The following is an 11,353-nucleotide window of genomic DNA, read 5'->3' as shown; positions in this document are numbered from 1 at the left end:
ACCTACGGCAGCATCGCGAACGACTGGGTGAGCAACGGAGCCTGGCAGGGCCCGTCCGGCACCGGCGGCACCAGCCGCTGACCACCACCCACACCGCGACCGCACGGGCCGGCCCGCGGCGCCGGCCCTCGGACGAGGAGCGGGCAGACCGACGGCGATGGGCCGCACCCCTCGAGGGGTGCGGCCCATCGCCGTTGATGGACGACGCGACGGCTGCGTGGCTCGTGCGCGGCAGCTCCATCGACCGATCGAGGTCCGCCACCGACCCGATCCGGACCTCCAGTTCGCCCGTCCCGAGGTGCCCGATCCTCCGGACGTCCCGGGTCCAGCCCGGGACCAGCTGGACCGTCGTCGGGTCGACGCGCAGGAAGACGGCAGGGCCTGTGCCTGCGCCGGCACCCGGACGCAGGCGAAGTTCCGCCGGCGGCGGTGGGCGACGTAGTGCTGCAGCGGGGTTGCTCCCGTCCACCTGCTCGGCGACTGTGGCGCCGAGCCGCTGCGCGACGAGCGCCTCGAACTCGGCGCAGCCCTCTCGGCGCAGCCCTCCGCCGGCCACGAGGGGTAGAACATCCCTGGGCGAGGACCGACTCGCCGCTCGTGCGCTTGTGCTCGATCAGCACCAGGCTGCCGGGGCTGTACGTCGGCGCCGGGAGGCCCCTGCTGCCGTGCGCCGCGACGGCAGGGGCCGGGCTCTCCCGGTCAGAACTCGTGGTCGAAGACCACGGTGACGGGCGCGTGGTCGGACCAGCGCTCGCCGTGGGTGGCGGCGCGTTCGACGTAGGCCTCGACGGCCTTGGCGGCGAGGCCGGGGGTGGTGACCTGGAGGTCGATGCGCCAGCGGAACGACACCTTTTCGAAAAAGGTTCACCCGTTCGAGTGCGGGTTGTTCGAGGGTTCCCGCTGGCCGGGGCGGTAGGGGGCCTCCTGTGAGCATCATGACGGCTTCGGTGCCGGTCCGGGCGGTGGTGGGTTCGCGTGTGTCGGACACGCACGGGGACGAGGGCGAGGTCTCGCACCTGGTGCAGGCGGAGTCGGAGACGCGCCATGCGGTCTCGAAGGAGTGGGAGATCGTCGGGTCGTTCGAGGACCTGGACGTCTCCGCGGAGATCACCCCGCGGAAGCGTCCGGACCTGGGGCCGTGGCTGACCGAGCGGCAGGGCGAGTGGGACGCGATGGTGTGGACGAAGGTCGACCGGGCGTTCCGCTCGGCCAAGGACTGCGCGGACGTGGCCCACTGGGCGGAGGAGAAACCACAAGGTCCTCGTCTTCACCGACGACGGCATCACCCTGGACTACCGGGAGGGCCGGGAGTCGTCGTTCGGGAACGAGCTGGCCAAGGTCTTCCTCATGCTGGCATCGAGCCCGCCCGGCCCGAGGAAGCCGGGCCGGGCGGGCTCCCGGTGTCAGTGCGACCAGTAGGGGTCGTCGACCGTCGCGCACTCCGCCTTGATGGACTCCGGTGGCCCCTGCGCGAATCCGCCCGAGCCGTCGGGCTCGGTGGTGTCGGCGACGTCGACCACGGAGACATGCAGCTCGGCACAGCCGTCCGCGCCCATCAGGAATTGGAGGTGCTGCTGCGAATCCTTCACTTCCAGCAGCCGCCGCTCACGTCGAACCGCGTACCCCTTCGCGGTCCACAGTTTCTGCACCTCGTCGAGCCGCTCATTCTGTTTCCCCGGCCCGATCCGGACCCGGCCCCATTGCTCGGCCAGCAATTCCGCGCGGCCGGTCTTCTTGCATCCCTGGGTACCGCAGAACCCAGTGGTGTCGGCCAGGCTGTAATACCTCGTTTCGGTCCACTGGAGTCCCGGGTGGAAGGCCCCCGCGACGTCGGCGAGCTCGGCCTCGATCCGGTGCTGCGCCTGCTCGACCGGCACGGTGGGTTCCGAGGACTCCGGCCAGGTGTACCAGCCGACCAGGAGTGCCAGCAGTACCGCCGGCACGGTCACGCGCCATACCGCGGCCCTCACCTCGGGTCCTCCCGGGTGATCGTGTTCCCGTGGCCGCTCACGATCTTCCCGATGTTGGAGAGCGAGTCGCCGCCCTTGTCGTGCTTCCCGAAGTAGTTGTCGTGGGAGTCGGTCACGGTTCCGTCCGCCACCGAGAAGCGCTGCCCGCCGAAGCTCTGGCTCGCCGGGTCGGTCCCGTGCCACAACCCGTCGGGATTCGTGATCGACTCGACCGCGGCCCAACCGGGAACGAACATCCCGGGCGCGGGCGCCATCGCGACGGGGTCGTACTTGGCCGTGCCGACGTACACGTGATCCGCACCGATCCCGAGCTGCGATGCCTTGTCCACCCCGACTCCCGGGCTGCCGACCAGGACGATGTCGTCGACGGGCAGGCCACCGGGCTGCTGGGTCGCTTTCCCGACCACCAGGGAGCCGTAGCTGTGCCCCTGCGCGGTCATGTGTGCCGGCGCGCCCTCGTGGGTGGCCCGGAGTCCGTGGAGGAACTTGTTGTACGCGGCTCCGCCCTCCTCCGCCCGGTCCTGCATGAGCACCGAGGAACCGGTGCCTTCCAGCTGCGGGGCGTCGTACCCCAGCCAGAACACGGACGCGACGCTCGGGGGCACGTCACCGTTGGCCGTCGCAGCGGTCGTGGCTGACTGGTAGATGCGCTTCGCCGTGGAGGCGTCGCCCGCTCCGACGCCCGCCAGAGTGCTGTTCAGCCCCGGCACCAACGACGAGACGTTCTTGGCCTTGTCCGGGTCGCCCCAGGACAGGATCGCCCGGCCCTGCCCCTGATCGCCGATGCCCAGCAGCAGCAGCGGCGGCTCGGAGCCCGGCCCGCCACCGTCGTCGAATTTGCCGTCGAGCCGCTTCTGAATGGACTGGAAGCCGGCGAGCTTCTCCTGCAGGGCGTCGTGCTTGCGCTTCCACTCCGTGTAGTCGGGGTTCTCCACTGGCCCGCCGTTGGTCTCGGCGGGGTCCAGGTACTGCTTTGGCTCGGGGCCGAGGTTGGCGAGTTGGGTCTCGCGGTCCTTGATCAGGTTCCTCAGGTTGACCCGGTTAGCCTGGTCGCGGACGGCCGCGGGTACGCCGTCGAGGTTGCCGATCTGGTCGGGGTGCTCGTGGATGAACTTCTGTTGCTCGGTGTCGGTGAGGCCGTCCCACCACTTCTTGACGCCGGCGGGCTCGGTGCCGGCGGGCGGTATCTGCTCGCGTCCGGTCTGGGCGGCCAGGTCCTGGGCCACGGTGGCGGCGTCCAGGCCGGTACCGTTGCTGGCGTTTGTCGCGAAGTGGTTCAGCCGCGCGCTGAGCTCTTGGTCCGCGTGGTCGGCCTCGTTGAGCGCGGCGGTGATGCGATTGCTGATCGCGATGGCCGTCGTCTCGGCGCCGGCGCCCGCGTAGGTCGCTGACGTGGGCTCCTTGTCCCAGGTGATAGTGCCGTCGGGAGCGACGTTGAGCTTGGCGGCCTTGGCGTCGTCGAGGGCGTAGACCAGGTGGGACTGGGCCAGCGCGAACTGCTCGGCCGCCTTGGCGAGGGCCTTGCCGACGAGGTCCAGCTCACTGTGCGCGGACTGGAGTTCGGTGCCCAGGAAGCGGATCCGGGCCTGGGCGTGGTCGGACGCGGTGCCGGTCCAGTGCGAGTTGGTGAGCCGGTCGGCGACCTCGTGCTGCCAGGACTCGATATGCCGGCCGAACGCCGAGTAGAGCGTATCGAAGGCGTTCTTCGCGATGGTGATGTTGATGATGTTGGCGTCGTACAGCGTCTTAATGTCCATCGGGCTACTCGGCCGCCTTCGCACTGGAGGGCTTCACGGGGCCCGGGACGACCGTCGTGCCGAACGGGTCCGGCTCGTCCGGGACCGGGGCGGCCGGGTTGCGCATGCTGTTGTGGGCGTTCTGCTCGGCCTGACGGTAGTAGGTGGCCGTGGTGGCGAGCTTGGTGCCGACGTCGCCCATGTCACCGGCGAGCTTGTCCAGCAGCGTCTTCCAGTTGGCTCCGCAGTCACGCACCGCCGCGGCCGTCAGCCATCCCTGCAGGGTGCCGGCGGCCTGGTTGCACGGCTCCGCGAGCTTCGACGTCTCGCCCGGTATCAGGCCCCCGATGTGCTGCGCGCTCTGTCCGCAGCCGTCCAGTTCGGCAGGATTGACTTTGAATTGCAAGCCCGCGTCAGGATCTGCCATGCATGCCCCCCATGCGTTCGGACCGACGACCGGCCAGCCCGTGTGTTCGAAAACTAACAATGCATGCTAATGGATCCGATACCGAGGAAGATCGACTGGCGCGCGGGGAGCGGTGAGCATCCCACCGGCCTCGCCGCGGCCTCAGTAGGGTGCCGCTGCCTCCGGCGTCTGCTCAACTGCGGCTGCCCGAGGGTTGATTGTGGCTGAAAGCGAATTCGGCGGTGACGGCGGCAGGGCGCGGCCGGGGTCGGAGTACATCCGCTCCACCACCGACTGGATCATCGCGGCCACCGTGGCCTCGACGGAGCCGTCGTGCTCCTTGAGGTCGTCCGGGTGGAACGGCAGCGACTCCTTGAGGTACTTGGAGAAGATGTCCTTCGCGGCCTCGGCGTCCGGGCGCTCGATCTTGATCTTGACGTCCGGGCGGCCGGGCCGCAGGATCGCCGGTGAGACCGGGAGGCCGTCGGCGACGTCATCGCCCAGCGCGACATCGAGAAGGTCTTCCCGGCCAACGAGTACGGCGCGGCTGGCGCCGTCGGCTGCAGCCGAGGTGGTGCGATCCAGCTGGAGCGCTACGAGAAGGCCGTGAAGATGTCGGCCAGGACTAGATGATTGATGCCAAGGGCTGAGGCGGGGCTGAAAGTCAGTGGTGGTGTCCTGGAGGGAGCGAGTAGCGTCCGAGTTTTGATGACTGACTCCTGGGACACCATCGCTGACTGGTATGCGGGACTGCTGCGGACCGGTTCCGCCATGCACGAGTTCAACTGCGACGTGCTGCTCAGGCTCCTGCCTGACGAACTCGGCGGGTCCCGTGTTCTCGATCTCGGCTGCGGGGAAGGCATCATCGCCCGCGCGGTAGCCGCCCGCGGAGCCACCGTCGCGGGCATCGACCCTTCACCGCGGATGATCGAAAATGCCCGCGCCGCTGGTGCCGCCGGGCCCGGCACGGTGGTCTACGCGGTCGACGACGGGTGCGTGCTGGGCACGGTCGCCGCCGACTCGGTCGACTGGGTGACCGCCGGGCTGTCCTTGAACAACGTGCCCGACCTCGATGCCGCGCTCGCGGCCGTACGGCGCGTGCTGACGGCACGGGGCTCGCTTGCCTTCACGGTCCCGCACCCGTGCTTCGAAGCACCGCACGCTGCCTGGACACAGACCGCCGCCGGGCCCGTTCGACGGATCGTCGGGGACTACCTTGCCGAGGGATTCTGGCGCTCGGACAACCCTGAAGGCGCCCGCCGGGCCGGCAACCAGCACCGGACGCTGTCCACGTACCTGACGGCTCTGGTCCGGCATGGGTTCGCCCTGGAAACCCTCACCGAGCCATCCCCGAGTGACCAAGTGGCGGCCGCGCAACCCCACAGAGCGGGACTGCCACCGTTCCTGGCCGTTCGCGCGCGGCGCGCTTGACTACGAACCGGTACCAACCGCGCCCGTTCCGTGTCGAAGCAGAACAAGGGAGCCCAATGTCGGTGTGTGAAGACTGACTTGGACTCCCTCGCAACCGCACTTTACGTGAAGACCGACGACCTGCTGAAGGAATCGCCGCATCTGGCCCCATGGCGGCCCGAGGTCGGCATCGAGCCACAGCTCAGCGATGCGGAGCTGGTCACGCTCTCGGTGATGCAGGCCCTGCTCGGCCACGTCTCCGAGCGCCGCTGGATCCGCTACGCCCGCTTCCACCTGCGGCACCTGTTCCCGTACCTTCCCGGGCAGTCCGGCTACAACAGGCGGCTGCGCAAGGCCGCGGACCTGATCGCGCGCGTCAACCGGCTGCTGGCCACCGACACGAGCCTGTGGACCGACAACGTCTGGGTGGTCGACTCCACCCCGATCGAGTGCGGCCGCTCCCGCGAGACGGTCAAGCGCTCCGACCTGGCCGGCTGGGCCGAGTACGGCTACTGCGCCAGCCACTCCCGGTTCTTCTGGGGCCTGCGACTGCACCTCGTGTGCACCCTGCACGGCCTGCCCGTCGCGTTCGCGCTGACCGGAGCCAAGGCCGACGAGCGCACCGCCCTGCTGGACATCCTGGACACCGAGACCGACCTGGTCGCCACCCGCCCCGGCCAGACCTTGATCGGGGACAAGAACTACTACGGCGCCACGTTCGAGCGTGAGCTCGCCGAGATGGAGCTCCGGCTCCTGCGACCGGCCCGCAAGGGCGAACCCGAGCGGGCCGGATCCCAGCTCTTCAAGCCGTTGCGACAGATCATCGAGTCCGTCAACGACACCTTCAAGGGCCAGCTCGACCTCGAACGACACAACGGCCGCACACCCGACGGCGTCATGGTCCGCGTCCTCCAGCGGATCCTCGCGTTGACCGCGGCGATCTGGCACAACAACCAGGCCGGACAGCCCGTCATGCGCTCCCTCACCGCGTATGACCACTAAGCCCCTTGGCATCAATCATCTAGGCTGTGTCTCATAATTGATCTTGTGGTGGGTCGAGGAGAGATAACGGATGCCGCGTGGGCTCGGATTGAGCCGTTGCTGCCGCAGCGGGAAGCAGGAGCTCGCCCTGGGCGCGCTCGGCATGATGCGCGCCCAGGGCGGCCCCGCCCACCCCAGGAAGGCCCGGCGCGGCGGCCAGAGGACCCCTCTGCCCGCCGCCCGGAGTGCCTCGGGCATCGAGTCCTCGATCGAAAGGGTTTGAGAGGCCACAGGGACCCCTGCGGCCTCTCAAACCCTTTCGGAGGGAAGCCCACAAGAAGTCCCGTGGCGTTAGTCAGTCCGGGGGTCGGTGGTCGCTCTTGGGGCTATGGCGCGTCCGGGGCATGTTCGAGTGCGTGGTCATGTCTGGGCGGCTGGTTACAGGGTGCGGTTCAGAGTGATATCGAAGTCGCCGAGCCTGCCGGGAATTTTGGTGACGTTGGGTGCCAGTACTCCGGGGAAGGTCCCGCAGATCGCGGGGTCGCTGACGAATTTGCCGCCGGGGGCCTGGAAGAACGCGATGCCGACGCCGTCGTGGCTGCTGACGGCGTAGCTGTAGGTGACGGCGTGTTCGATCTGCGTGCGTTCTTCGGCGACCCTGACGATGAGACCGGGCGAGAACGTGGCGGTGACGTTGACGGTCTCGCCATCCCTGCTGAGGGTTCCGGTGAAAATTGCCGACATAGTCCGCGGCCTCGCCCCCGCAGATGTCGGGCACGACTGCCTGGGCCGTCCCGGCCACACCGATGGCCGGCGCGCAGGCCAGCACGAGCGCCAGGGTGTCACCGACGACAGAGCGTCTGATGCGCGGGTTCAACACGGTCTCTCCTTCGAACGGGGTTCTTGAGGTACCGAGGCTGTCACTCGAAAAGCTCTCGGTCTGCGTCCCATGTGATCAAGCAGGGAATCTCAACCCGTGGATTGGTGCACGGGTTTCCCCCGGACGGTCGAATACTGTGCGAGGCAGGCGAATTCGGCGGTGGGGCACCGTGGGGCCCGAGGGTTCACTTGCGAGCGATACCCGGCTGTTCTCGGCTACTCCCTATGAGCGACAGGTGTGTGGCTGCTGATTTGGAGAGGCTCTCCAGGATGGCTTTGCCCTTCTCGGCCGTACCGAGCGACGGGCGACCGATGACGCCGTTCTCGGTGTAGTCGGCCATGACCAGGGTTAGTACTCCAGTGAGAAATCGTGCTCTGAGCTGGCTCTTCTTTGGTAATGGCAGCGGCGGGCGGTGGCTTGGTGGCGTCTGCGCCAGTGGGACCAGTTCAGGGCGTGCTGGCGGTGGTCGCGCTCGGGTCAGGGGTGGGGCAGGAGAGTGTCCAGGAGTAGGCGGATCTCTGCCACGGTGAGGGCAACAGTGCTGGTCGGGTCGTTTCTGCGGTTTCCCGGGTGATGGCCTGGGCGGCCAGGGACGCGAGGAAGGCGTGGGCGAGCATGGCGAGGGTGATGTGGCGGTACCAGCCGGGGTAGCGGCGGACCTCGTACTCGTCCAGGCCGCACTCGTTCTTCGCAGCCTGGAAGCACTCCTCGATGGCCCAGCGGGATCCGGCGATCCGGGCGAGCTCGGCCTCGTTGCTCGCGGTGGGCGCGTAGGCGAGGTAGTAAGCGATCTCGGTGGGGTCGGACAGGCTGCGGCGGGCCAGGACCCAGCGCCGATGGCTGGGCTCGTCACCGTCGAAGAACTCGATGACGGGCAGCTTCGCAGCCGCCCAGTCATAGACGCGCGGGCCCTTGGCACCATCACCGCAGGACACCCTCTGCCAGGCATCCTCGGGCGCTTCACGCATGAGCTGGTCGATGCGCCAGATCCCGGCCCAGGGACTTGGCCTGCTGCGATTTGGGAACGGCGAGCACGTAGCCGAGGCCGAGTTCCTCGATGGCGCGACGGAAGGACCAGTCCTGCCCGTAGGCCTCGTCCGCGGTGACCCACGCGGCCGGCAGACCCGCGGCGATGCTGCGGCGCACGATCGCCAGCGCCAGCTCGCCCTTCGTTGCGAACGCCCGCTCGTCGGGGATCTTCGCCGCACGGCAGCGCTCGCGGTCCTTCGTCCAGCACTTCGGCAGGTAGAGCTCGCGGTCGATCAGGGCTCGGCCACGCGTTGTGGCGTAGGCGGCGAACACGCCGATTCGACAGTTGTCGATCTTCCCCGAGGTGCCGGTGTACTGGCGTGACACCCCGGCCGAGGTCGTGCCCTTCTTGATGAATCCGGTGTCGTCGAGGATCAACACCCCATCACTGCCCAGCTGTTCACCGACGTAGGCTCGCAGTTCGTCCCGCACCGCGTCCGCATCCCAGCGCGCCCCGTTCAGCAGGTGCTGCACGCCGGCCGGATCGCGATGACCGGCCCACTCCGCCAGCTGCCAGCCGTTCTTCCGCCCCACCGGCGCCAGCAGGCCCCGCACGTAGTCCCGCATCCGCCACCGCAGATCCGCCCGCGAGAACCGACCCGCCACCCGCGCGAACAACGACTCCAACTCCGCTTGCCAGCAGACAGCTTCAGTCATCCCCACCATAACCAGCACAGCGAAACACACCAGCTCAGGACACGATTTCTCACTGGAGTACTAGGATCTGGTCGCGTCGTCCGTTCCGCCTGGCGATCTTCTTGACGACTGGGTTGGCGACCGCCTTGGCGATCAGCGTCTTGCCGTAGCCGGGCGGGCCGTAGAGCAGCACACCTTGGACGGGCGCGTGGCCGATGAACAGGGCGCGCTCGCCGTCCTCCAGGATCTCCTTGAGGGTGACGATGTCGCCGATGCGCTCGTAGGCCATCACGTCCACGATGGCGAGGAAGGTGCCGTAGCCGGCCGGGGGCTGTGCCAGCCGGTCCACCTCCTCTTCGAGGGCCACGATCTACCGCCGACCAGCTCCAGCGCCTGCTGCGCCCCCGGGCGGCGTCGAACACCGTGATCCGGCAGGTGTGGACGATCACGTAATTCCCCGCGCCCACGGTCAGGTAATTTCCCAGTTGCTGGCGGAGGGGGTTGCCGAGTCGGGCGGTGGTGGCCTGTGGATGAGCGCGGCCAGGCTGGGAGGATGATGTCATGAGCTTCGACCTGGCGGTTCTTGCGATGGACGCTTCGGCTGATGCCGCGGCAGCGCGTGCGATGTTCGAGCGGTGCAACTCCCCGCATCATGACGAGGGTGAGCTGGATGGGCGGGTAGTCGGTTTCTATGAGCGGCTGCGCTCGCGGTTCCCCGACTACCCGCCCCGTCCGGCGGACTCGCCCTGGATGTCGACGCCGTTGGCGGTCGGCATCGACCACGTGATCATGAATCTGAGCTCCTCCTCCAAGAGTGACGACGCGCTCAGGGTGATCGAGGAGCTGGCCGGGGAATATCGCTTGGTCCTGTGGGATCCGCAGTCCCAGGATGCCTACGTGCCGAGCGTCTGATCTCGAAGCAGGGTGGTCGTGGCTGACTTCCCTCCTCGGAAGTGTTCTTGGGCCGCTTGTTGGGCCCGTAGCTGGGGCCGTTCATGATGACCTGGTGGCTGTTGTTGATCAGCCGGTCCAGCAGGGACTCGGCGACGACGGGGTCGGGGAAGGGCGGATACCGGTCGTTGGGGGCCCGGTTGCCGGTGATGATCAGGGACCGGCCCTGCCGCTCGCTGATCAGCTCGTAGAGGCCGTCGGCCTGGGCGGCGGACGGCTGGCGCATCGCGAAGTCGTCGAGGACCAGCACGTCGGGGCGGACGAGCTCGCGGACCCGCTTGTCCCAGGTGCGGTCCGCGTGGCCGCCGGCCATATCGGCCAGGATCCGGCTGGTTTTGGCGAAGCGGACGTTCGCGCCCTGACGCACGGCCAGGTGACCGAGCGCCTGGGCCACGTGTGTCTTCCCGACGCCGACCGGCCCGAACGGAATTTCGGACTCGCCTGCGTGCAGCCAGCGCAGGGCGGCCAGATCGGGGATCTGGGCCGCGGGCAGTTTCGGGGAGGCGGTGAAGCCGAACTCCTCCAAGGTGACCTGCTGCTCGAACTTCGCTTTCTGCAGACGCCGTTGGAAAGCGACGGTCTCGCGGCGGGTGATCTCGTCCTGGCAGCGGACCTGGAGGAAGTCCAGGTGTCCGAGCTCGCCGCCGTGGGCCTGGAGAGCCGGTACTTCCGGATGCGGCCCGACAACGCCAACTCCGCCTACAACACGGGGATCCGCCCAGCCGGATGGCGGATCACCGGCTTGCGACTCGAACCCGCCGAGCAAACCTGCCCCACGAATTTCGGTGACGCAACCTTGCCGCAGGGGGCCACGAGCACATACAGCAGGATCGGGGTGCAGATCGATCTGGCACGGGACGACCCCACGGTCTCCTGGAAACTCGCCGGTCCCCTGTTCCTCATGGTGCTCGTGGCCACCGCGACCTTCCTGCTGCCCGCGCACGCCGGGGAACTGGGCATGGGAGAACGCTTGGACTCCCGCCAGAGCCGCCTCGCCATGCTCGGCGGCGGACTGTTCGTGGTGATGCTGAACCTATAGCAGGTCAACACGGTGATCACCAGCACGGTCGGCCTCACCCTCATCGACTGGCTCCATCTGCTCACTGTGGGCTTCGTCCTGCTCGCCGTCGTGGCCACCGTCGCCTCCTGGCGCTGGACGGTGCGCGGCGGCAACCCCGCACAGGCGGACCGCTGGCACTGCCGGCTCGCGTCGGCCGGACTGGTGGGGTATACCGCGATCACCCTGGCCACCGTGTGGAGCTTCGCCGCACGAGGACGGTAGGACGATTGGCGGCACGTTCCACCCCAGGCGGAGGGGCTGCTCGTCGCGGCCCGGCGCTCGCCCGACACGCCG

General features: G+C 68.4%; 11 protein-coding genes and 6 pseudogenes. 7 read left to right on the top strand and 10 right to left on the bottom strand.

The genetic code is table 11. The annotated features are described in order from the left end of the window. Nucleotides 1-699 precede the first annotated feature (699 nt). Nucleotides 700-837, bottom strand: a pseudogene (locus ACZ6Y7_RS24730) (exodeoxyribonuclease III); the annotation flags it as partial. 98 nt (nt 838-935) lie between these two features. On the opposite strand from ACZ6Y7_RS24730, the pseudogene ACZ6Y7_RS24725 reads away from it, so the two are divergent. Further along, nucleotides 936-1,238 (top strand): annotated as a pseudogene (locus ACZ6Y7_RS24725) (recombinase family protein); the annotation flags it as partial. A 165-nt stretch (nt 1,239-1,403) separates the two neighbouring features. Here the strand turns inward: ACZ6Y7_RS24725 and ACZ6Y7_RS24720 are convergent. The 4 genes and pseudogenes from ACZ6Y7_RS24720 to ACZ6Y7_RS24705 all read right to left on the bottom strand — a co-directional run. Continuing rightward, nucleotides 1,404-1,949 (bottom strand): hypothetical protein, encoded by a 546-nt coding sequence (locus ACZ6Y7_RS24720; RefSeq protein WP_465760118.1) that lies wholly within the window; start codon nt 1,947-1,949, stop codon nt 1,404-1,406. A 17-nt stretch (nt 1,950-1,966) separates the two neighbouring features. Beyond that, the gene (locus ACZ6Y7_RS24715; protein WP_465760107.1) at nt 1,967-3,727 is read right to left on the bottom strand and encodes an alpha/beta hydrolase; all 1,761 of its coding nucleotides are present in this window, start codon (nt 3,725-3,727) and stop codon (nt 1,967-1,969) included. A gap of 4 nt (nt 3,728-3,731) precedes the next feature. Continuing rightward, nucleotides 3,732-4,133: a WXG100 family type VII secretion target gene (locus ACZ6Y7_RS24710; protein ID WP_465760106.1), complete on the bottom strand. Its 402-nt coding sequence runs from the start codon at nt 4,131-4,133 to the stop codon at nt 3,732-3,734. 246 nt (nt 4,134-4,379) lie between these two features. Continuing rightward, a pseudogene (locus ACZ6Y7_RS24705) lies at nt 4,380-4,670 on the bottom strand (hypothetical protein); the annotation flags it as partial. Nucleotides 4,671-4,883: 213 nt separating this feature from the next. Between ACZ6Y7_RS24705 and ACZ6Y7_RS24700 the strand changes: the two are divergent. From ACZ6Y7_RS24700 to ACZ6Y7_RS24690, 3 genes are all read left to right on the top strand, one after another. Further along, nucleotides 4,884-5,543: a class I SAM-dependent methyltransferase gene (locus tag ACZ6Y7_RS24700; RefSeq protein ID WP_465760105.1), complete on the top strand. Its 660-nt coding sequence runs from the start codon at nt 4,884-4,886 to the stop codon at nt 5,541-5,543. Between the two features lie 66 nt (nt 5,544-5,609). Continuing rightward, nucleotides 5,610-6,524, top strand: coding sequence for an IS982 family transposase (locus ACZ6Y7_RS24695; protein ID WP_465760104.1), 915 nt, complete (start codon nt 5,610-5,612; stop codon nt 6,522-6,524). A 70-nt stretch (nt 6,525-6,594) separates the two neighbouring features. Further along, nucleotides 6,595-6,786: a hypothetical protein gene (locus tag ACZ6Y7_RS24690; RefSeq protein WP_465760103.1), complete on the top strand. Its 192-nt coding sequence runs from the start codon at nt 6,595-6,597 to the stop codon at nt 6,784-6,786. A 155-nt stretch (nt 6,787-6,941) separates the two neighbouring features. On the opposite strand, the gene ACZ6Y7_RS24685 is transcribed toward ACZ6Y7_RS24690, so the two are convergent. The 4 genes and pseudogenes from ACZ6Y7_RS24685 to ACZ6Y7_RS24670 form a co-directional block, all read right to left on the bottom strand. After that, nucleotides 6,942-7,247 (bottom strand): hypothetical protein, encoded by a 306-nt coding sequence (locus ACZ6Y7_RS24685; protein ID WP_465760102.1) that lies wholly within the window; start codon nt 7,245-7,247, stop codon nt 6,942-6,944. Nucleotides 7,248-7,567: 320 nt separating this feature from the next. Continuing rightward, entirely contained in the window at nt 7,568-7,723 is a 156-nt protein-coding gene (locus ACZ6Y7_RS24680) for a hypothetical protein (protein WP_465760101.1), read from the bottom strand. A 106-nt stretch (nt 7,724-7,829) separates the two neighbouring features. After that, a pseudogene (locus ACZ6Y7_RS24675) lies at nt 7,830-9,069 on the bottom strand (IS701 family transposase). A gap of 76 nt (nt 9,070-9,145) precedes the next feature. After that, nucleotides 9,146-9,418 (bottom strand): annotated as a pseudogene (locus tag ACZ6Y7_RS24670) (AAA family ATPase); the annotation flags it as partial. A gap of 191 nt (nt 9,419-9,609) precedes the next feature. On the opposite strand from ACZ6Y7_RS24670, the gene ACZ6Y7_RS24665 reads away from it, so the two are divergent. After that, entirely contained in the window at nt 9,610-9,960 is a 351-nt protein-coding gene (locus ACZ6Y7_RS24665; protein ID WP_465760100.1) for a hypothetical protein, read from the top strand. Between the two features lie 25 nt (nt 9,961-9,985). Here the strand turns inward: ACZ6Y7_RS24665 and ACZ6Y7_RS24660 are convergent. Next, a pseudogene (locus ACZ6Y7_RS24660) lies at nt 9,986-10,654 on the bottom strand (ATP-binding protein); the annotation flags it as partial. A 180-nt stretch (nt 10,655-10,834) separates the two neighbouring features. Here ACZ6Y7_RS24660 and ACZ6Y7_RS24655 point away from each other — a divergent pair. Together ACZ6Y7_RS24655 and ACZ6Y7_RS24650 are read left to right on the top strand one after the other, a co-directional pair. Beyond that, nucleotides 10,835-11,038 (top strand): hypothetical protein, encoded by a 204-nt coding sequence (locus ACZ6Y7_RS24655; protein WP_465760099.1) that lies wholly within the window; start codon nt 10,835-10,837, stop codon nt 11,036-11,038. 12 nt (nt 11,039-11,050) lie between these two features. Continuing rightward, a complete protein-coding gene (locus tag ACZ6Y7_RS24650; protein WP_465760098.1) occupies nt 11,051-11,281 on the top strand; it encodes a hypothetical protein in 231 nt (76 codons plus the stop codon). Nucleotides 11,282-11,353 lie beyond the last annotated feature (72 nt).

It is taken from the genome of Kitasatospora sp. NPDC053308 (assembly GCF_055585785.1).
This window is presented reverse-complemented; position numbering and strand designations above follow the sequence as displayed.

What these genes read in the sequence shown, in the direction of transcription:
- ACZ6Y7_RS24715 (WP_465760107.1), bottom strand. Translation starts at nt 3,727, where the DNA reads ATGGACATTAAGACGCTGTACGACGCCAACATCATCAACATCACCATC.
- ACZ6Y7_RS24710 (WP_465760106.1), bottom strand. Translation starts at nt 4,133, where the DNA reads ATGGCAGATCCTGACGCGGGCTTGCAATTCAAAGTCAATCCTGCCGAA.
- ACZ6Y7_RS24700 (WP_465760105.1), top strand. Translation starts at nt 4,884, where the DNA reads ATGCACGAGTTCAACTGCGACGTGCTGCTCAGGCTCCTGCCTGACGAA.
- ACZ6Y7_RS24690 (WP_465760103.1), top strand. Translation starts at nt 6,595, where the DNA reads ATGCCGCGTGGGCTCGGATTGAGCCGTTGCTGCCGCAGCGGGAAGCAG.
- ACZ6Y7_RS24685 (WP_465760102.1), bottom strand. Translation starts at nt 7,247, where the DNA reads ATGTCGGCAATTTTCACCGGAACCCTCAGCAGGGATGGCGAGACCGTC.
- ACZ6Y7_RS24680 (WP_465760101.1), bottom strand. Translation starts at nt 7,723, where the DNA reads ATGGCCGACTACACCGAGAACGGCGTCATCGGTCGCCCGTCGCTCGGT.
- ACZ6Y7_RS24665 (WP_465760100.1), top strand. Translation starts at nt 9,610, where the DNA reads ATGAGCTTCGACCTGGCGGTTCTTGCGATGGACGCTTCGGCTGATGCC.